Below are 17226 nucleotides of genomic sequence, written 5' to 3'. Positions count from 1 at the left end.
GGGGATTACTCCTTGTCCGCCAGATTGATCACGCGGTTGGAGCGGTCCACCGGGCGCACCTGCTGCCCGTCATGCAGCACATGAACACCGGCGGCGACTACCCAATCAGTGGCGTTCAGGCCTTCCAGCACCGGCACGGTCTTCTCGCCGAAGGCGCCGACACGCACCGGGGCTTTTTTCAGGGTGTTGTTGGCGCCGAGTACCCAGACGTAGGTGGCGCCGTTTTCTGCGGTGACTGCCGAGAGCGGCACTGACAGCGATACGACGTCAGCGGCCTGGATAAACACCCGGGCGCTCTGACCGAGTTCGGCCGGTACTTTGCCGGCGGTGAAGGCAATACGCGCGGCGAACGTGCGCGACTTCGGATCGGCCGCCGGCGAGAGTTCGCGGATCCGCCCGGCAAAGCGCTGGTCAGGTTGGGTCCAGAGCTCCACGGACACCGGCTGGCCCACCTTGAACCGGCCAAAACTCTGCTCCGGAAGGCTGATCAGCACTTCCCGCTCACCATCAGTGGCCAGGGTAAACACGGTTTGCCCGGCGGCTACCACCTGCCCGACTTCCACCGCCCGCTTGGCCACCACACCGTCCTGGGGCGCCCGCAGAACGGCATAGCTGGCCTGGTTGGTCGATACGTTGAATTCGGCTTTGATTTGCTTGAGGCGCGCTTCACCGGATCGGTAAAGATTTTCGGAATTGTCGTACGCCGAACGGCTGACCATCTGACGGTCCATCAAGGTCTTGTAGCGATCACGCTCGGCACGCACCAGATTGAGATTGGCTTCGGCCGCCGCGACCTGGGCGCGGGTGGCCTCCAGTTGCAGGCGTACGTCCTGGGGATCAAGCTCCGCCAGCGGCTGATCAGCCTTGACCCGCTGCCCCTCCTCGACCAGTCGTCGAATCACCTTGCCGCCAATCCGGAAAGCCAGGTCCGGCTCGAAACGCGCCCGCACTTCACCGGGGAAACTTTCCATGGCCTGCGCCGAAGGCTCTGGCTGCACCATCATGGCCGGTCGCACCGTGACCTGAGGCGCCTCCTCATGACCGCACGCGGACAATAAAAAAGCCAGACCGACTGGCAACGCGAGGGGCAAGGCATAGCGGAACATGGTGAAGGACCTTTCGCTAATGGTGCTTGGAATAATTATACTGGCCAGTATGTTATTAATAGCAAACTCACCAGTCCAGTATTAAAGCGAAGAATGCCCAACAATCTTTCAGCCCCCAACGGCCCTGGCCGTCCCAAGGATCTGGCCAAGCGCCAGGCGATCCTCGACGCGGCGAAAAGCCTGTTCCTGAGCAACGGCTACGCGAACACCAGCATGGACGCAGTGGCGACCGAGGCCGGCGTGTCAAAGCTCACGGTGTACAGCCACTTCAACGACAAGGAAACGCTGTTTTCCGCGGCCGTCGTGGCCAAATGTGAAGAACAACTGCCGCCGCTGTTTTTCGAGTTGCCCGACGGCATCGCAGTGGAGACCGTGCTGCTGAACATTGCCCATGGTTTTCACCAACTGATCAACAGCGATGAATCGGTGAACCTGCACCGCCTGATGATGACCCTGGGCAGCCAGGATCCGAAGCTCTCGCTGATCTTCTTCGAAGCCGGCCCCGAGCGCATGCTGCATGGCATGGAACGGTTGCTGGTAAGGATCGACCAAAGCGGCGCGCTGAGCATCGATAAACCGCGCAACGCGGCCGAGCATTTCTTTTGCCTGCTCAAGGGCGCAGGGAATTTTCGCCTGCTGTATGGCTGCGGCGCGCCGCTGGCCGGGGAGGCCGCGGAAAGCCATGTGCGGGAGGTGGTGGGGTTGTTTATGCGGGCTTATCGGCCGGATTCAGTCTGAGTTATGTGCAGCAAGGACCGGCCCCATCGCAGGCAAGCCCGCTCCCACAGGAGGTCTGTGATTTAACACGAATCCCTGCGGGAGCGGGCTTGCCCGCGAAAGGCGCAACCCGGTCTCAGGACTTGAGCGCCTTCTTCGGATAAATATCATACCGACTCGATTTCCCGTCCAGCGCATGGCTGGGCTTGGGCCCCTCAATGCACGGTGCCTTGCGCGGGCGCTTGACCACCACGCGATGGCTGGCAAGGGCTAACGCCGCTGCGAGCAAGGCCGGCGCATCCAGGTCATCGCCCACCAGTGGCCGGAACAGGCGCATCTCCTTCTTCACCAGCGCGGTTTTCTCACGATGCGGGAACATCGGGTCCAGGTAGATCACCTGCGGTGGCTCCCCCTCCCAGTTGCGCATCACCTCGATCGAGTTGCCCTTGAGCAAACGCATGCGCGCCACGATCGGCGCCACGTCGAAATCCTCCGCTGCACGCAGCAGGCCATCTTCGAGCAAGGCGCCAATCAAAGGCTGGCGTTCGATCAGGCTCATCTCGCAACCCAGACTCGCCAGGACAAACGCATCCTTGCCCAGCCCCGCCGTGGCATCCAGCACCCGCGGCCGCACGCCTTGGCCGATACCCACCGCCTTGGCGATCATCTGCCCGGTGCCACCGCCAAACAGGCGCCTGTGGGCCGCACCGCCTTCGACAAAATCCACCCGCACCGGCCCCGGCGCATCGGCCCCGAGCTGTTGCAGTTGCAAACCCTGCTCGCCTACCTGCAGCGCGAACTCGGCATCGGCCACCTGCAACGGCAAACCCAGGCGCTCGGCCCATTGTTCGGCCTCTGGCTGGAAGGTCGTGCCCAGGGCTTCGACATGGATGCGGCAGGCCGACGGTTGCTCAATCATGGAAAACACACTCAAAAAATTAATGATCGGCAAAAACGGCCGATAACAAAACTATCGAGCATTTTGCCAGAGCTGAGCGTCGACCGAGAAAAATGTCAGACATTCAACCCATCATCACAGGCTTTATCTCGCCCTACGGCGATTACAGCCTGCGAAACTCCCAAGCACTGAGCGGCGTCAGTCATCTGTGGCAGGATTTTTTTGCCCGGGCCCTGGCTGATCAGTCGAAGGAAGAGGTGCTCCCCGCTTCGCTGGATTTCCCGGCGGTCGACCTCGACAGCCCGGTCGAACCCACCGTGGGTAGCGACCTGCTCGCGCATATCGTTTCGCAGCGCGAATGTAACGTGCAGGACCACGTAGTACGCCCGCCCGAACCACTGTTCCTGCCAATTGCCGAGTTCGAGCTGGACCTGGTCGACAAGCCCTTCCCACCGTTCCCGGAAGAAGAAATCGTCGCCCAACAGAAACAGCAGGATTTCGAAAGCGCCTGGGTTCGCCCGATCGTGCTCAATGCTGGCCAACCGTTGGCAGACGTTGGCCCGGCGCCACAACCGCGCCTGCTGCACCTGCCCATCGCCGAATTCGAACTTGATCTGCTGGACAAGCCGTTCCCGCCTTTCTCGCCCGAAGAACTGGTGGATCAGCAGAAAAACTTCGACTTCGACATCGGCTGGGCTCGCCCGATCGTCCTGCACAACCTGCGCATCGCCGCCTGACCGTCAGCGGCACACCGACCACGGCCCGACATCCACATGAAAGTGATTGTGATGGGCGGCATTGTAATCCGGACTCAAGACCACACTGAACAGCCCACAGCCGCCATCGCGAACCTGCCGTAAAAACTGCGCGTCGCGATTATCCCCTGGCCAATCCTTGAGCACACTGATCGTTCGCCCATCTGCCAGGCGAAAACCGGCGATGTCCAGCGCATCGGCGGACGCATGCTGGCTGCGCCTCGCATTCTCGCGCCCGTAGACGTTGCGACAGGCGAAGCTGCCCAGATGATCGACCCGCGCCACCGCCTGCCCATAGATCGCCTGAGCTGCAGGCTGAAGGGCATGGCGCTCGAAAAGTGCGAAGGTCACGGCCAATGGGCAACTGGCGAGGAAACTGCTGCTCAACGCGACCTCGCCGCCCTGTATGCGCAAGGTATTAAGCAGCGGGCAGGTCGCGTCGGGGCTATCGGCCTGGCGGTTCACGCGCAAGCCGGAAGTGGCCAGGGCCTGGTCACACAGCTGGGCATCGGCGCGCAAGCGCATGAGTTTGTAGCGCGTGAGGACATTCGGCGCAGCGGCAACGTCCAGCGGCGCCCAGGGGTTCCACTGCGGCGGTACCGCGATCCAGCCACGCCACACGCCCGCAGCGGTTGAGCCGATGATCAGCAGCAGGAACAACAGCCACCAGCGCAACCGCATCGTCAGCCCTTGAACAATTGATTGGCCTGGGCGTACGGCATGGACCTTGAGGTGAAGTCAAACGTGCCGGCCTCCTTTATCTCCCGCGCCGCACGGAAAAACTCGCCATAGGCCGCCAGAGCCAGCGCCGAACCGACGCTGATGCGCCTGACGCCCATGTCGTTCAATTGCGCGACCGTCAATTTGAGGCCACCGGACATCAGCACATTGACCGGCTTGGGCGCGACCGCACGAACCACCGCCAAGACCTCCTCGGCACTGCGCAGCCCGGGTGCATACAGCACGTCGGCGCCCGCTTCAGAAAACGCCTGCAGACGGTGGATCGTGTCCGCCAGGTCCGGATTGCCGTGCAGGAAGTTTTCCGCCCGGGCCGTCAGCGTGAAGGCAAAGGGCAAGCTGCGAGCGGCTGATACTGCCGCTTCGATCCGCGCCACGGCATGTTCGAAACAATAGATCGGCGCGTCATCGCGGCCCGTCGCGTCTTCGATCGAGCCGCCAACAGCCCCGGCCTCTGCCGCACGCAGAATACTTTGCGCACAGGCGGCGGGATCATCGGCAAAGCCGTTCTCCAGATCGACCGCCACTGGCAGGTCCGAGGCCGCGACGATCGCCCGGACATTGGCCAGGGTGTCATCCAGGCTCAGTCCGCCGTCCGGGCGAGCATTGGAGAAGGCATAACCGGCGCTGGTGGTGGCCAGGGCCTGGAACCCCAGGCTGGCGAGCATTTTCGCCGAACCGGCGTCCCACGGATTGGGAATCACGAAAGCCTTGTCGCGTTCATGCAGCGCTTTGAACGCCTGGGCTCGAAGGGTTTGCGCATCCATTGGCAGGCTCCTGGAAAAGACGACTCACGCCTCAGAGCAAACCAAGTTGTTCGGCGGCGGGCTCTCTGTATAGCTCAGGCAGCGCCGGCAGACCAGGTAAACGCAGCATCAGTTGAGTGTGGAAACGTTGCGCGAGTTTCGCCGCCAGCAGGTTGTCGGCGGTGTGCAGGAAGATATAAGGCGTGCGGCCCTCCTCGATCCACTGCGCAATTTTTTCCACCCAGGGCACCAGGAACGGATCATTCGCTTCCAGCTGTGGATGACCAATGAAGCGCACCTGTGGGCACTGTGTGAACGCCGCCGGGCGAGTCGCCACGTTGGGCTTCTTAGCCTGGGCGTCGAGCACGGCAGGATCGGTCGAGGTGCAACTGAACAGTGCCCGTGGATCGAGGCAGATACGTTCGATGCCACGATCGCGCAACAATCGATTGAGAATGCGTTCGCTGTCGCCCTTGGCGAAGAACTCCCGATGGCGCACCTCCACCGCCAGTGGCCGCTCCAACGCATCAATGAAACCCGCCAGTTCGGGCAGGCGCTGCGGTGTGAAGCTTTTCGGCAGTTGCAGCCACAGTGGCGAGACTCGTTCACCCAAGGGGCTGAGCAGTTGCAGGAAAGTCTCGGCCGCAGTCAGCTGTTCACGCAGGTCGCCGCTGTGGCTGATGTCGCCGGGGAATTTGGCAGTAAAGCGAAAGTGCTCGGGCATGGTGTCGGCCCAGCGCTGCACAGTACTGGCAGCCGGACTCGCGTAGAAGGTTGTATTGCCTTCAACCGCATTGAACACCTGGGAATAAAGCGACAGGAACTCGGCAGGCCGGGCATCTTGCGGATAGAAGTAATCGCGCCAGGCGTTTTCACTCCAGGACGGGCAACCGAGGTAATACGGCAGCCGCATCAGATGTACAGGTCGAGGCCCAGCACGTCTGCATCCCAATCGACGAAACCGGCAGTGCTGAGGTAGCTGGCAAGGGCCATTGCGACGCTCTTGCTCATGGCGCGATGGTAGATCATGTCCTGCTGACGCGCCGGAAGATTACCCAGGCGTTGCGCGCCAGCTTTGGCGGCGCGGGCGGCCATTTGCTCTTCGGATGGATATTCCAGCTCACCGTCGATATCGACCGGCTCGTCCTGCACCACAGTGCTCTTACGCTGTTGGCGCTTGATGGGGTAGGACTGAGAGGAAAAGCCGTCTATACGCATAAAGTCATGCTCGGTATCGATGATGGCAGTTTAGTGGCGCGCAGGGCTCTTCGCAAACTGCCGAATGATAACTAGAACACAAAAAAGGCAAAAGGTTTAAACATGGAAGATGGAAACTGACGATTGGCTGTGTCTGCAAGGCCGTCTTCGCGGGCAAGCCCGCTCCCACAGGAGGCATGTCGCACACAAGTTCAGTGACAACTCGCAATCTGTGGGAGCGGGCTTGCTCGCGGAGAAACCACCGCGATTCAAGCTTATCTTGCTTTGGGCGTCGCCACTTTATCGCGCAAATAAACCGGCTGCGCCTCATCCGCCACGATGGCTTCACCGCGCGCCCAGGCAAATCTGGCCAGCGTCAGCAGGTCTTCAGCGTGGGGCAACATGCCCGCATCCTGCCCGCTCGGATTGACGGCTATGCGCTCGGCATAGCCCCAACCTGTACCCGCACCGAACCACTCGCCGCTGGCATCGGCAGGCAACGCTGCCGCTTCCGGCGCCAGCACCGCTTCGGCACCGACCAGGCGCATCTCCCCCGCTGTCTCGCGGTAGCAACCCCAATACACTTCATCCATGCGCGCGTCGATAGCCGCGGCCACCTGGCTCACGCCATGCTCGCGCAAGGCCCGCTGCGCCAGCACTGCCAGGTTGGATACCGGCAGTACCGGGCGATCCAGGGCAAAGGCCAGGCCCTGGACCACGCCGATGGCGATCCGCACGCCGGTAAATGCTCCCGGCCCCCGGCCAAATGCGATGGCGTCGACCGCCTGCAGCGTGGTCCCGGCGTCTGCCAGCAACTGCTGAATCATCGGCAACAGCTTTTGCGCGTGCAGGCGCGGGATCACCTCGTAATGGCTCGTGACCTTGCCGTCATGCAGCAAGGCAACAGAGCAGGCTTCAGTCGCGGTGTCCAGGGCCAGCAAGGTGCTCATCGATGTTTCCGTAAGAGAGTCAGAAAAAGTGCGCCAGTATAAACAACTACGGCCCGCAAGCGGGCCGTAGAAGATCAAACGCAGATCAGCTCAGGGCTTCAAGCACCTTGCCGGTGATCGCTTCGACGGAGCCGACGCCAGCAATGTGGCTGTACTTCGGCTTGCCATCGGTTTCAGCCGACAGCTTCTGGTAGAAAGCCACCAGCGGTTTGGTCTGGGAATGGTAGACCGACAGGCGATGACGAACGGTTTCTTCAGTGTCGTCCTTGCGCTGCACCAGGTCTTCACCGGTGATGTCGTCTTTACCGGCAACTTTCGGCGGATTGTAGACGGTGTGGTAGACGCGGCCGCTGGCCTCGTGAACACGGCGACCGGCGATGCGCTGAACGATTTCTTCGTCGTCAACGGCGATCTCGACCACGTGATCCAGCTCCACGCCGGCTTTGACCAGCGCTTCAGCCTGAGGAATGGTGCGCGGGAAACCGTCGAACAGGAATCCGTTGGTGCAGTCAGCCTGGCTGATGCGTTCCTTGACCAGGTTGATGATCAGGTCGTCGGAGACCAGACCGCCGCTGTCCATGACGCTCTTGGCGATCAGGCCCAGCTCGGTGCCAGCCTTGACCGCTGCACGCAGCATGTCGCCAGTGGAGATTTGCGGAATGCCGAATTTCTCGGTGATGAACTTCGCCTGAGTACCTTTACCGGCCCCGGGAGCTCCCAGCAGAATGACGCGCATCGATGTGCTCCTCAATTTTTTATATGGATAACGTCAGATTCGCCTCATGGGGCCAATCTCAAAAATAGGGGCGTGACCGCCCAAACGGCCAAAGGCTGCTCAAGATACACAGCAGTTCCTGCCCACACAAGCCGCCGAAAGTCGGAGAAACCCACGCCTTGCGTGACTTTGCGACGGGGTACCCCAAGTCGCAACCCCATCACTAACTGTCGCCTGACAGCACTTTCGCGCGACTCGGCGGCAGGCATCCGCCACCCGCTGCAGGTGCCGGACGCCACCGCAAAATGTTAGCCGGTGTTACGCAAACCAGCGGCAATCCCCGCCACAGACACCAGCAGCGCCTGTTCTACCGGGCTGCCTTGAGTGACTTCCTGCTGCCGGGAGCGCGCCAGCAACTCCGCCTGTAATAGATGAAGCGGGTCGAGGTAGGTGTTGCGCAAGCGGATGAATTCGAGGGTGGCCGGGCTATGCGCCAGCAGTTGGGACTGACCGGTCAGCCCCAGTACCACCGCGCAGGCCTGCGACAATAGGTCGCGTAAATGCGCACCTAGTGGCAGCAGATCCGGCTCCACCAGACGCTCGTCGTAAGACCGGGCGATGTCCGCATCGGCCTTGGCCAGGACCATCTCCAGCATATCGATGCGCGTGCGGAAGAACGGCCACTGCTCGCGCATCTGCCCCAGCAACTCACCTTCGCCGCGCTCCAGCGCCTTGCTCAGTGCCGCTTCCCAGCCAAGCCAGGCTGGCAACATCAGTCGGGTCTGGGTCCAGCCGAAGATCCACGGAATGGCCCGCAGGCTTTCAATACCACCCGCGCGTCGCTTGGCCGGGCGACTGCCCAACGGCAGGCGACCGAGCTCCTGCTCCGGGGTGGACTGGCGGAAATACTCGACGAACTGCGGATTTTCCCGCACCACTGCGCGATAGGCTTTCACGCCATCAGCGGCCAGTTCGTCCATCAGATCGCGCCAGGCCGGCTCCGGCGGTGGCGGTGGCAACAACGTTGCCTCCAGCACGGCCGCCAGGTAGAGGTTGAGGTTCTGTTCGGCGATATCCGGCAGGCCGAATTTGAAGCGGATCATTTCCCCCTGCTCGGTGGTGCGGAACCGCCCCGCGACCGAACCCGGCGGCTGCGACAGAATGGCTGCGTGAGCAGGACCGCCGCCACGTCCAACGGTGCCACCGCGGCCGTGGAACAACAGCAGCTCCACCTGCTGCTCGCGGCAAATATCGACCAGGCGTTCCTGCGCGCGATACTGCGCCCAGGCTGCCGCCGTGGTACCGGCATCCTTGGCCGAGTCGGAGTAGCCAATCATGACTTCCTGCGGGCCGTGCAGGCGTGAACGATAGCCTGGCAGGAGCAACAGTTTTTCGATCACCGGGCCGGCGTTATCCAGGTCGGCGAGCGTCTCGAACAGCGGCACTACACGCATCGGCCGCAATACCCCGGCCTCCTTGAGCAGCAGCTGCACGGCCAGCACGTCCGAGGCGGCGCCGGCCATGGAGATCACATACGAGCCCAGCGAAGCGCCCGGCGCGGCGGCGATTTCCCGGCACGTGGCCAGTACTTCGGCGGTGTCGGCCGATGGCTTGAAGTACGCCGGCAACAATGGTCGACGGTTGCCCAGCTCGCGCATCAGGAAGTCGATGCGCTCTTCTTCAGTCCAGTCCTCGTAGCGCCCCAGGCCCAGGTAATCGGTGATTTCGGTCATGGCCGACGAATGCCGCGAGGAGTCCTGGCGTACATCCAGGCGTACCAGGAACAGCCCGAACGTCACCGCTCGGCGTAGACAATCGAGGAGCGGTCCATCGGCAATCACGCCCATGCCGCACTCGTGCAGCGACTGATAACACAGCTGCAGCGGACCTAGCAGGTCGCGGTTGTCCTGCAGCACATCAGCCGTTGCCGGTGTGCTGGCTGTCAGGGATGCATGCGCCCAGTTACGCGTTGCCCGCAGACGTTCACGCAGTTGCTTGAGCACCGCGCGGTAAGGTTCGGCGCTGTCGCCGGCCTTTGCCTTGAGCGCATCGCTGGCCTGCTGCATCGACAGCTCCGCTGCCAGTTGATCGATGTCACGAACGTACAGATCCGCCGCCATCCAGCGCGCCAGCAGCAGCACTTCGCGGGTGACCGCCGCCGTGACATTCGGGTTGCCGTCGCGATCGCCGCCCATCCAGGAAGCAAAGCGAATCGGCGCAGCTTCCAGCGCAAGGTGCAGGCCGGTGGCGTCGTGCAGGGCCTTGTCGGCCTTGCGCAGATAATTGGGAATGGCTTGCCACAGCGAGTGCTCGATGACCGCAAAACCCCATTTCGCTTCGTCCACCGGGGTCGGGCGGGTGCGGCGGATTTCCTCGGTGTGCCAGGCTTCGGCGATCAGGCGTTGCAATTTGACCTGGATCTGCTCGCGCTCGGCGCTGGTCAGGTCGCGATGGTCCTGAGCCGCCAACTGCTCGGCGATGGCGTCGTATTTCTGGATCAGGGTACGGCGTGCCACCTCCGTCGGGTGCGCGGTCAGCACCAGCTCGATCTCCAGCCGCCCCAACTGCCGCGCCAGCGCTTCGGCACCATGACCTTCGGCCCGTAAGCGAGCGAGCAACTCCGGCAATACCCGGGCCTCGAAAGGTGCCGGTTGGGATTCCTCGCGTCGGTGGATCAGTTGGTACTGCTCGGCGATATTGGCCAGGTTGAGAAACTGGTTGAACGCCCGCGCAACCGGGAGCAATTCATTTTCGCTCAACTGGTTGAGGCTGGCGCTCAGCTCGGCGTCCATCGAACCGCGCCGGTCGGCCTTGGCCCCCTTGCGAATCTGCTCGATCTTGTCGAGGAAGCCGTCGCCATACTGCTCGCGAATGGTGTTGCCCAACAGCTCACCCAGCAGGTGAACATCCTCGCGCAAGCGTGCATCAATATCGGTCATCAGCAGTTCTCCAGCAAAAAATCCGGGCGGCCAGGAACCTCAAGAGTGCCGCTCCAGACTGTTTCTGACAAGCAGACGACGAAGGGACTGTAAACCTTTGGGGTTGAAGCTAGTCTGAAGAGTAAGCCGTACAACGGCTTGCCGCCCCTCACCGGCGGATACTCTCCGGCCTGCCACGAGCAGGCGCGCAATGAGGTTGTCATGAAAATTCGCGAGCTCGCCCAGCATTGGGAAGAAAATGCCAAAGGTCGCCTGACCGACACCGGTTACAAGATTCACCTGGACGTGGAAGCGGCCGCGAGACTGGCGGCCATCACCGAAATGTACCCCAAGCGCCAGCCCGAAGTACTGCTCGGGGAGCTGATCGGCGCCGCGCTGGAGGAGCTTGAGAAAAGCTTCCCGTATGTGAAGGGATCGACCGTCGTGGCAACCGACGAAGAAGGCGATCCATTGTACGAAGACGTCGGCCCGACCCCACGTTTCCTGGCGCTGTCGCGCAGGTATTTGCATGATCTGGCGAGCGGTGGCGACGAGCCCAAACACTGATCATCGTTCCCGAGAATGCAGGTGATCCCTGTGGAAGCGGGCTTGCTCGCTCCCACATTAGCCCGAGAATACCTCTGCGCCCCCCACAAAGTTCCACCTCCAAAACCATGACCAATCGGTCAGGTATTTTTTCCGGCGATTGGCCATCTCTTCTGAACTTTTGAAAAAGCGCTCGGGTCGTACCCAGTAACCACGCCTGGGACGGCCGTTTCAAAACGCCTCTTAACATCGACGGTACGGCTCCATGCCCAGGATGGATTTTTCAAGTTTTTCAGGAGCATTTCCAATGGAGTTGAAGACCATGAAGACCAGCATCGCCAAATCCTCGTCTACTCACCTGCGCGGTCTGAAAATGGCTGCACTGGCAATCGGCACCAGCTTCGTTCTGGCCGGTTGCGCAGGCAATCCGCCGACCGAGCAGTTCGCCGTGACTGAATCGGCCGTCAATAGCGCCGTCAGCGCCGGCGGTACCGAATTCGCAGCCGTGGAAATGAAATCGGCTCAGGACAAACTCAAGCAGGCCGAGCTGGCCATGCATGACAAGAAGTACGCCGAAGCCAAGGTTCTGGCTGAACAAGCCGAGTGGGACGCCCGTGTAGCGGAACGCAAAGCGCAGGCAATGAAGGCCGAACAGGCAGTCAAGGACTCTCAGAAAGGTGTTCAGGAATTGCGTCAGGAAAGCCAGCGCACCGTGCAGTAAGCGCGCATCCAGACCCCAGACCTGAAGCTCTAATCGATAGAAAGGACGACTTATTATGCGTAAACAATTGATGATCCCCGCTCTCCTGGCCGCAAGCGTTGCACTGGCAGCCTGCTCCACTCCGCCTAACGCGAACCTGGAAAACGCCCGCACCAACTACACCGGCCTGCAAACCAACCCGCAGGCCAGTAAAGTAGCGGCGCTGGAAACCAAGGAAGCCAGTGACTACCTGGACAAGGCAGACAAGGCTTACCTGAACAAGGAAGACGAGTCGAAAGTCGATCAGCTGGCTTACCTGACCAACCAGCGCGTCGAAGTGGCGAAGCAGACCATCGCCCTGCGCACCGCCGAAGCCAACTTGAAAAACGCTTCGGCCCAACGTGCCCAGGCTCGTCTGGATGCCCGTGACGCGCAGATCAAGCAGCTGCAGGACAGCCTGAACGCCAAGCAGACCGATCGCGGTACGCTGGTGACCTTCGGTGACGTGCTGTTCGCCACCGACCGTGCCGACCTGAAATCCAGCGGCCTGGTCAACATCAACAAACTGGCTCAGTTCCTCCAGGAAAACCCGGACCGTAAAGTGATCGTCGAAGGCTACACCGACAGCACCGGTACCGCGTCGCATAACCAGTCGCTGTCCGAGCGCCGTGCGGCTTCCGTGCGCACTGCCCTGGTGAAAATGGGCGTTGATCCAGCGCGCATCGTTGCTCAGGGTTATGGCAAGGAATACCCGGTTGCCGAAAACGGCAACGCTTCGGGCCGTGCCATGAACCGTCGTGTTGAAGTGACCATTTCCAATGACAACCAGCCGGTCATGCCGCGCTCGGCCGTCAGCGCTAACTAAGCTTTACGCAGTGACACAAAAGCCCCGCCTGATCTGATCAGGCGGGGCTTTTTGTTGAAGATCAAAAGACCAAAAGATCGCAGCCTGCGGCAGCTTCTACGGGGTTGTTGCAGCTGGCGAGGGCGTCAGGGTTCGAGCTTTTGCGGAGTTTCCCCGCCCACACAACGCACTGCCTTCTTCTTGTTGTCTACCAGCACGCCGGTCAGGCCTTTCTGCTCGGTGTCGAACATGACCAGCACGCCATCGATGCACTGGGCCACTTGCGCGGCCGGCTGCAGGGAAATCTTGTAGTCTTCGCCGGGCACGGTCTTGAGCATGGTGAACTCGCTCAGCAGCAGTGCATCCTCGGGTTTGGCAAAGTGCAGGTAGCCGTACCACCACAGGGCACCCACAGTGCCGAGGATGCTGCAGATACCGGTGATGATCAGCGGGATGGCGTTACGTTCTTCACTCATTACGGACTCTCTGGTGGTTCATCTTCAGAATTCGGGGGCGCCGGGTAATTCGGGATTTCGCCCAAGCGGCGCAGGCCGTCGAAATGTTGCGGATCGTCAAGGTAGCGCAGCATCACCTTGCGCCAGACCGGGTCGGCAAAGGTCTGCACATGCCCACCCCGGGTCAGTTGCAGCACCCGCGGCGGCGGCGCAGCTTGATACAGACGGATGCCGTTGGAAAGAGGCACGATCGGATCGTCGATGCTGTGGTAAATCAATTTGGGCACGCCATCGAGCTGCGCCATGGAGTTGATCGCGCTGTCGCCGTCTGGCACCAGCCAGGACAACGGCACCTGCAAGGGCCAGGTCAGCCAGGAACTGCTCAGGGCAAAACGCCCGACGCTGCGGTAGCTGGCCGGCACACCGTCGAGCACAAACGCCTTGAGCTGCTTCTGGCGCTCCGGGTGCTGGACCAGGTAATGCACCGCCATTGAACCACCGAGGCTCTGCCCTAAAAGGATCAACGGCTTACCCTGGACCTCAGGCGCCTGGTCAAGCCATTTGAAGGCGGCGTCGATGTCCTGGTAGATCGCCGGCAGGCTCGGTTCGCCTTCGGAAAGGCCATAGCCGCGATAGTCCAGCAGCAATACCTGGTACCCCTCTTGCGGTAACCACCAGCTGCCTCCGAGGTGCATGGGCAAATTGCCGCCATTGCCGTGCAGATGGAGCACCGTGCCCTTGACCTCGACGCCTTGCTTCGTCGGAAGCCACCAGGCATTCAACTTGAGGCCATCGGCAGTGACCAGGGTGACTTCACGGTAGTCGAGCTTGGCTTTTGCCGGGGTGAACAGTTGACCGGGCTCAGGGTAGAACAGTAGCGAGCTGCAACCGCCGAGGCTCAGGAGAAGGCAGAGGATGCCGAGGATTCTCATCCGTTGAAGTCCCGCGTAACAAAGAAGTGTGGAATTCATCACCGACCTTGTGGGAGCAAGGCTTGCCCGCGATAGCGTTGTGTCAGTAGACCACAGCGCTGAATGTCAGATGGTCATCGCGGGCAAGCCTTGCTCCCACAGGAGCGAGTGGTGTTCTCAGAGAATGTTGGAATAATCCGCTTCAATCCGGTCCAGGCTCAAGTGATTGAGGAAGTTGGAGAAGCACATCCAGGCAGACAACGCGTTCATGTCACGGAACTGTTCCGGCAGATATTTGGGCGGCACCACCAGCCCTTCATCCACCAGCTGACGCAACGTGCGCATGTCTTCCAGGGTGGTCTTGCCGCAGAACAGCAGCGGCACCTGCTCAAGCTTGCCTTTACGCACGGCCAACTGAATGTAGTTGTAAACCATGATAAAGCCCTTGAGATAGGACAAGTCTTTGGTGAATGGCAGGCCGGTCGGCACCGAGCCGCGGAAGACCCGGCTGGCGTTGCCGTAGCTTTCGGCCATTTCGAAGCCTTGCTCGCGGAAAAACTCGAATACCTGCAGGAAGTCGGCACCCTCCTCCACCATGTGGATGGCACGAGTGCGGTTGGTCAGTTTGCGCAGGCGACTCGGGTAGGAGGCGAAGGTGATGATCTCCATCAGAATCGCCAGGCCTTCCTGGGTCACGGTCGATGACGGCGGGCCCTTGGAGAGGAAGGTGCAGATCGGCTGGTTCAGGCCATTGAGGGTGGTGCCGACATGCACCAGCCCTTCATGGACTTCCAGCGCGCGCACGTCGCGCTCGTTGAACATCGCATCGGTGCGGATCTTAATGTAATCCGCGCCGGCCGCCGCGTCCGCGACAATGCCATCGGACTCGAACACCCTGATGGTTTCCTCGGCCTCGCCGAACACTTTGCTCAGGCGGGTTTGCAGCAGGTTCACAGCGTCCTTGGCGGTTAGGATTTTAGGCTCGTCCTTGAGATCGCCACGACCGTCGATGTTGTTCAGGTAGTCCGACAGCATCAAGCCAAGGTCGGACAAGGTCGGGTCGCCGGCGTGAAACGCATCGGAGGCAGCGCCATAGAGCTCCTGGGAAATTAACCCGAAGTCCTCGGTACCGCGGGCTTCCAGCATGCGCACCACCATGCGGTATTCCTTGCACATGCGCCGCATGATCTGGCCGACCGGGTTGAACTGGCCCAGCTGCCGGGTGATGTCGCGTTCGATGTTCTGGAATTCCAGTTTCACTTTGCTGGAGTCGAAAGACAGCGGCCGATTGAGGTAGTAATCACGGTCTACCGCCGGCATCTCCTTGCCCTTGGCCTTGAGGAAACCCTTGCGGATGCCCTCGTCCCACTTCACCGCGTCGAGGACGCGAATCGGTGTCTGCGCCAGCACAATTCGATCGGACAAAATGCGTATCGTCTGCTGGTAATCGTCCACCCGAAACTCCTGTAGTAAAACCGTTAGTGCTGGGTTTATTTAGCGTTGGCCAAGCGCTGGTAGCGCACGGCTTCGACAAACACGTCGGAGTTGGCCGGGTTGTCGAGGTAGGCAAACACCTCGGGCATGCTGTTGTTGATTAGTACGCCATCACCATCATCCGTCTGGAAGCCCTGGCCGTTGAGGGTTTTCTGCCCCATGGCCTGGCTTATCTGATCCAGGTCGAGGTTGTAGACCACCAGTTCGCGCTCCTCGTTGAGTTCAAAGCCGGCGATGAGGAAGTGGCCGCCAAATTGTGCCGGCACCTTCGCCGACAGGTACCAGCGATCGCCATGGCGGGACACTGTAAACGGATAGGCCTCGCGCGCCTTGGGCCTGGCCTTGAAGTAGCTGACCGCCTGGTAACGATTGTTGCCGATGCGCGTCAGCTCCAGGTTCATGGGTTCGCCCCAGGCATTGGTGCTGGTCCATTTGCCCAACAGCCCCTTGGGCGCGGGATCACTCTGGGGCAAAGGCTCCTTGAAGGACACCAGGCAGCCACTGAGCAACAGAAACGACAAGGCGATCACAACGACACGCCAGGTTTTCATTCAATACTCCCTATGAAATCACACCACCGAGCCCCGGGGGCGCGCGTTACACCGACGCCAACACCAGGTGCATGTAACGGTTGAGGATACCGAGCATTTCAGCCTCTGCGTCAGGCTCGGCATCGTTCAGCAGGCCCTGATATTCCATCCGTCCGATAATCGCCGTCAACACCTTGGCGTCCTGTTGTGGCTCGCGGGACCCCAATACCTGAAACAGCTGACAGCTGCCCTGCAGCAGAATCTGCTGATGCGAGCGCACCAGTTCCGCCAGCCGCGGGTTCAGCAGTGCCTCTTGGCGGAACGCCTGTTCGGCCATCAGGTGCTCGCGACGATTGACCAGTTGGCGATGCACATAGTCTGCCATCAGGCGCGCAATATCGTCGGCCAGTTGCGAGCGCGACTCCGGGCTGCCGTCGCCACTGACCACCATCTCGCGCAGCAGCCCCTCGTTGTTCACCCACAGCTTGCCCATGAAAGCCGCGCTGCGTTCCACGTACTGGGCGAAGGTATCGGTGAGCAGGTCATCGATGTCCTTGAAATAGTAGGTCGTCGCCGACAATGGCACGGCCGCTTCGGCAGCCACTGCGCGATGACGCACGGCCCGCACGCCATCACGCACCACAATGCGCATCGCTGCATCGAGAATGTCCTGTCGACGCTGTTCGCTGCCCTGTCGGCTGGCCTTGCGACCCTGGTACTGAACGCTTTCAGCAACCGCAGTGGCGATACCCGCTGCACCTTCTTGAGCCATTGCACGATTCACGACAGGTCTTTCCTCTCAGATGAAAGCAATAAATTGATACGTTTGTACCAGACAGGCAATAAAAAGCCGCCCTGGTAGGCGGCTTTTTGATTAAAACTGTCTCGTCCTGAATAAGGTTTACACCTTCTGGCTTCTTATCAGGAAGGTGCAATGAACACGGGCGAAAAACGTAGCCAGAGAGATTACACGCTGACTTTTAAATTGTCGGTTGTCGACCAAGTC

19 protein-coding genes are annotated in these 17226 nt (G+C 60.9%); 5 read left to right on the top strand and 14 right to left on the bottom strand.

The features are described from left to right. Positions 1-5 precede the first annotated feature (5 nt). Positions 6-1106 (bottom strand): efflux RND transporter periplasmic adaptor subunit, encoded by a 1101-nt coding sequence (locus IMW75_RS16105; RefSeq protein WP_045060112.1) that lies wholly within the window; start codon positions 1104-1106, stop codon positions 6-8. Between the two features lie 93 nt (positions 1107-1199). Between IMW75_RS16105 and IMW75_RS16100 the strand changes: the two genes are divergently transcribed. Further along, positions 1200-1844, top strand: coding sequence for a TetR/AcrR family transcriptional regulator (locus IMW75_RS16100; protein ID WP_205893158.1), 645 nt, complete (start codon positions 1200-1202; stop codon positions 1842-1844). 115 nt (positions 1845-1959) lie between these two features. Here IMW75_RS16100 and IMW75_RS16095 read toward each other — a convergent pair whose 3' ends face one another. Then, positions 1960-2742, bottom strand: a complete 783-nt coding sequence (locus IMW75_RS16095; protein WP_209012834.1) for a class I SAM-dependent methyltransferase — start codon at positions 2740-2742, stop codon at positions 1960-1962. 92 nt (positions 2743-2834) lie between these two features. On the opposite strand from IMW75_RS16095, the gene IMW75_RS16090 reads away from it, so the two are divergent. Then, positions 2835-3458: a hypothetical protein gene (locus tag IMW75_RS16090; protein WP_045060109.1), complete on the top strand. Its 624-nt coding sequence runs from the start codon at positions 2835-2837 to the stop codon at positions 3456-3458. 3 nt (positions 3459-3461) lie between these two features. Here IMW75_RS16090 and IMW75_RS16085 read toward each other — a convergent pair whose 3' ends face one another. The 7 genes from IMW75_RS16085 to ppc all read right to left on the bottom strand — a co-directional run bounded on the left by IMW75_RS16085 (position 3462) and on the right by ppc (position 10761). Further along, positions 3462-4157: an extensin-like domain-containing protein gene (locus IMW75_RS16085; protein ID WP_205893157.1), complete on the bottom strand. Its 696-nt coding sequence runs from the start codon at positions 4155-4157 to the stop codon at positions 3462-3464. A gap of 2 nt (positions 4158-4159) precedes the next feature. Next, a complete protein-coding gene (locus IMW75_RS16080; RefSeq protein ID WP_045060107.1) occupies positions 4160-4981 on the bottom strand; it encodes an isocitrate lyase/PEP mutase family protein in 822 nt (273 codons plus the stop codon). A gap of 31 nt (positions 4982-5012) precedes the next feature. Then, entirely contained in the window at positions 5013-5873 is an 861-nt protein-coding gene (locus IMW75_RS16075) for a DUF72 domain-containing protein (RefSeq protein WP_045060106.1), read from the bottom strand. Beyond that, positions 5873-6178 (bottom strand): hypothetical protein, encoded by a 306-nt coding sequence (locus tag IMW75_RS16070; RefSeq protein ID WP_045060105.1) that lies wholly within the window; start codon positions 6176-6178, stop codon positions 5873-5875. Before IMW75_RS16070 ends, IMW75_RS16075 begins: the two co-directional genes overlap by 1 nt. A 254-nt stretch (positions 6179-6432) precedes the next feature. Further along, positions 6433-7107 carry a tRNA (adenosine(37)-N6)-threonylcarbamoyltransferase complex dimerization subunit type 1 TsaB gene (gene tsaB, locus IMW75_RS16065; protein WP_045060104.1) on the bottom strand — a complete coding sequence of 225 codons (675 nt, stop codon included), beginning with the start codon at positions 7105-7107 and terminating at the stop codon, positions 6433-6435. Between the two features lie 85 nt (positions 7108-7192). After that, positions 7193-7843 carry an adenylate kinase gene (adk, locus tag IMW75_RS16060; protein WP_045060103.1) on the bottom strand — a complete coding sequence of 217 codons (651 nt, stop codon included), beginning with the start codon at positions 7841-7843 and terminating at the stop codon, positions 7193-7195. A 287-nt stretch (positions 7844-8130) separates the two neighbouring features. Continuing rightward, positions 8131-10761 carry a phosphoenolpyruvate carboxylase gene (gene ppc, locus IMW75_RS16055; RefSeq protein WP_205893156.1) on the bottom strand — a complete coding sequence of 877 codons (2631 nt, stop codon included), beginning with the start codon at positions 10759-10761 and terminating at the stop codon, positions 8131-8133. Between the two features lie 201 nt (positions 10762-10962). Here ppc and IMW75_RS16050 point away from each other — a divergent pair, with 201 nt between their 5' ends. The 3 genes from IMW75_RS16050 (at position 10963) to lptF (ending at position 12851) form a co-directional block, all read left to right on the top strand. Then, positions 10963-11307 (top strand): pilin assembly protein, encoded by a 345-nt coding sequence (locus IMW75_RS16050; RefSeq protein WP_205893155.1) that lies wholly within the window; start codon positions 10963-10965, stop codon positions 11305-11307. 286 nt (positions 11308-11593) lie between these two features. Continuing rightward, positions 11594-12007, top strand: a complete 414-nt coding sequence (locus tag IMW75_RS16045) for a DUF4398 domain-containing protein (protein WP_045060761.1) — start codon at positions 11594-11596, stop codon at positions 12005-12007. Positions 12008-12062: 55 nt separating this feature from the next. After that, positions 12063-12851 carry a lipotoxin F family OmpA-related lipoprotein LptF gene (gene lptF / locus IMW75_RS16040; RefSeq protein WP_045060762.1) on the top strand — a complete coding sequence of 263 codons (789 nt, stop codon included), beginning with the start codon at positions 12063-12065 and terminating at the stop codon, positions 12849-12851. Between the two features lie 125 nt (positions 12852-12976). On the opposite strand, the gene IMW75_RS16035 is transcribed toward lptF, so the two are convergent. The 5 genes from IMW75_RS16035 to IMW75_RS16015 all read right to left on the bottom strand — a co-directional run bounded on the left by IMW75_RS16035 (position 12977) and on the right by IMW75_RS16015 (position 17004). Beyond that, positions 12977-13306, bottom strand: a complete 330-nt coding sequence (locus IMW75_RS16035) for a PA3694 family proteiin (protein ID WP_045060763.1) — start codon at positions 13304-13306, stop codon at positions 12977-12979. After that, positions 13306-14217 carry an alpha/beta hydrolase gene (locus IMW75_RS16030; RefSeq protein WP_205893154.1) on the bottom strand — a complete coding sequence of 304 codons (912 nt, stop codon included), beginning with the start codon at positions 14215-14217 and terminating at the stop codon, positions 13306-13308. The genes IMW75_RS16035 and IMW75_RS16030 overlap by 1 nt, the downstream gene beginning before the upstream one ends. Before the next feature lie 156 nt (positions 14218-14373). Further along, on the bottom strand, positions 14374-15651 hold the full coding sequence (locus IMW75_RS16025) for a flavohemoglobin expression-modulating QEGLA motif protein (protein WP_045060765.1): 1278 nt from the start codon (positions 15649-15651) through the stop codon (positions 14374-14376). Positions 15652-15686: 35 nt separating this feature from the next. After that, positions 15687-16241 (bottom strand): hypothetical protein, encoded by a 555-nt coding sequence (locus IMW75_RS16020; RefSeq protein WP_045060766.1) that lies wholly within the window; start codon positions 16239-16241, stop codon positions 15687-15689. A gap of 46 nt (positions 16242-16287) precedes the next feature. Beyond that, positions 16288-17004, bottom strand: coding sequence for a TetR/AcrR family transcriptional regulator (locus IMW75_RS16015; protein WP_205893153.1), 717 nt, complete (start codon positions 17002-17004; stop codon positions 16288-16290). Positions 17005-17226: the final 222 nt, after the last annotated feature.

It is taken from the genome of Pseudomonas gregormendelii (genome assembly GCF_017114825.1).
In the GTDB taxonomy this organism is placed as follows: Bacteria; Pseudomonadota; Gammaproteobacteria; order Pseudomonadales; family Pseudomonadaceae; genus Aquipseudomonas; species Aquipseudomonas gregormendelii.
Note: the sequence above shows the minus strand (reverse complement) of the source record. Positions and strands in the feature narration are given on the sequence as shown.

What these genes read in the sequence shown, in the direction of transcription:
- IMW75_RS16095 (WP_209012834.1), bottom strand. Translation starts at nt 2,742, where the DNA reads ATGATTGAGCAACCGTCGGCCTGCCGCATCCATGTCGAAGCCCTGGGC.
- ppc (WP_205893156.1), bottom strand. Translation starts at nt 10,761, where the DNA reads ATGACCGATATTGATGCACGCTTGCGCGAGGATGTTCACCTGCTGGGT.
- IMW75_RS16100 (WP_205893158.1), top strand. Translation starts at nt 1,200, where the DNA reads ATGCCCAACAATCTTTCAGCCCCCAACGGCCCTGGCCGTCCCAAGGAT.
- adk (WP_045060103.1), bottom strand. Translation starts at nt 7,843, where the DNA reads ATGCGCGTCATTCTGCTGGGAGCTCCCGGGGCCGGTAAAGGTACTCAG.
- IMW75_RS16085 (WP_205893157.1), bottom strand. Translation starts at nt 4,157, where the DNA reads ATGCGGTTGCGCTGGTGGCTGTTGTTCCTGCTGCTGATCATCGGCTCA.
- IMW75_RS16020 (WP_045060766.1), bottom strand. Translation starts at nt 16,241, where the DNA reads ATGAAAACCTGGCGTGTCGTTGTGATCGCCTTGTCGTTTCTGTTGCTC.
- IMW75_RS16050 (WP_205893155.1), top strand. Translation starts at nt 10,963, where the DNA reads ATGAAAATTCGCGAGCTCGCCCAGCATTGGGAAGAAAATGCCAAAGGT.
- lptF (WP_045060762.1), top strand. Translation starts at nt 12,063, where the DNA reads ATGCGTAAACAATTGATGATCCCCGCTCTCCTGGCCGCAAGCGTTGCA.
- IMW75_RS16070 (WP_045060105.1), bottom strand. Translation starts at nt 6,178, where the DNA reads ATGCGTATAGACGGCTTTTCCTCTCAGTCCTACCCCATCAAGCGCCAA.
- IMW75_RS16090 (WP_045060109.1), top strand. Translation starts at nt 2,835, where the DNA reads ATGTCAGACATTCAACCCATCATCACAGGCTTTATCTCGCCCTACGGC.
- tsaB (WP_045060104.1), bottom strand. Translation starts at nt 7,107, where the DNA reads ATGAGCACCTTGCTGGCCCTGGACACCGCGACTGAAGCCTGCTCTGTT.
- IMW75_RS16030 (WP_205893154.1), bottom strand. Translation starts at nt 14,217, where the DNA reads ATGAGAATCCTCGGCATCCTCTGCCTTCTCCTGAGCCTCGGCGGTTGC.
- IMW75_RS16045 (WP_045060761.1), top strand. Translation starts at nt 11,594, where the DNA reads ATGGAGTTGAAGACCATGAAGACCAGCATCGCCAAATCCTCGTCTACT.
- IMW75_RS16080 (WP_045060107.1), bottom strand. Translation starts at nt 4,981, where the DNA reads ATGGATGCGCAAACCCTTCGAGCCCAGGCGTTCAAAGCGCTGCATGAA.
- IMW75_RS16105 (WP_045060112.1), bottom strand. Translation starts at nt 1,106, where the DNA reads ATGTTCCGCTATGCCTTGCCCCTCGCGTTGCCAGTCGGTCTGGCTTTT.
- IMW75_RS16075 (WP_045060106.1), bottom strand. Translation starts at nt 5,873, where the DNA reads ATGCGGCTGCCGTATTACCTCGGTTGCCCGTCCTGGAGTGAAAACGCC.
- IMW75_RS16035 (WP_045060763.1), bottom strand. Translation starts at nt 13,306, where the DNA reads ATGAGTGAAGAACGTAACGCCATCCCGCTGATCATCACCGGTATCTGC.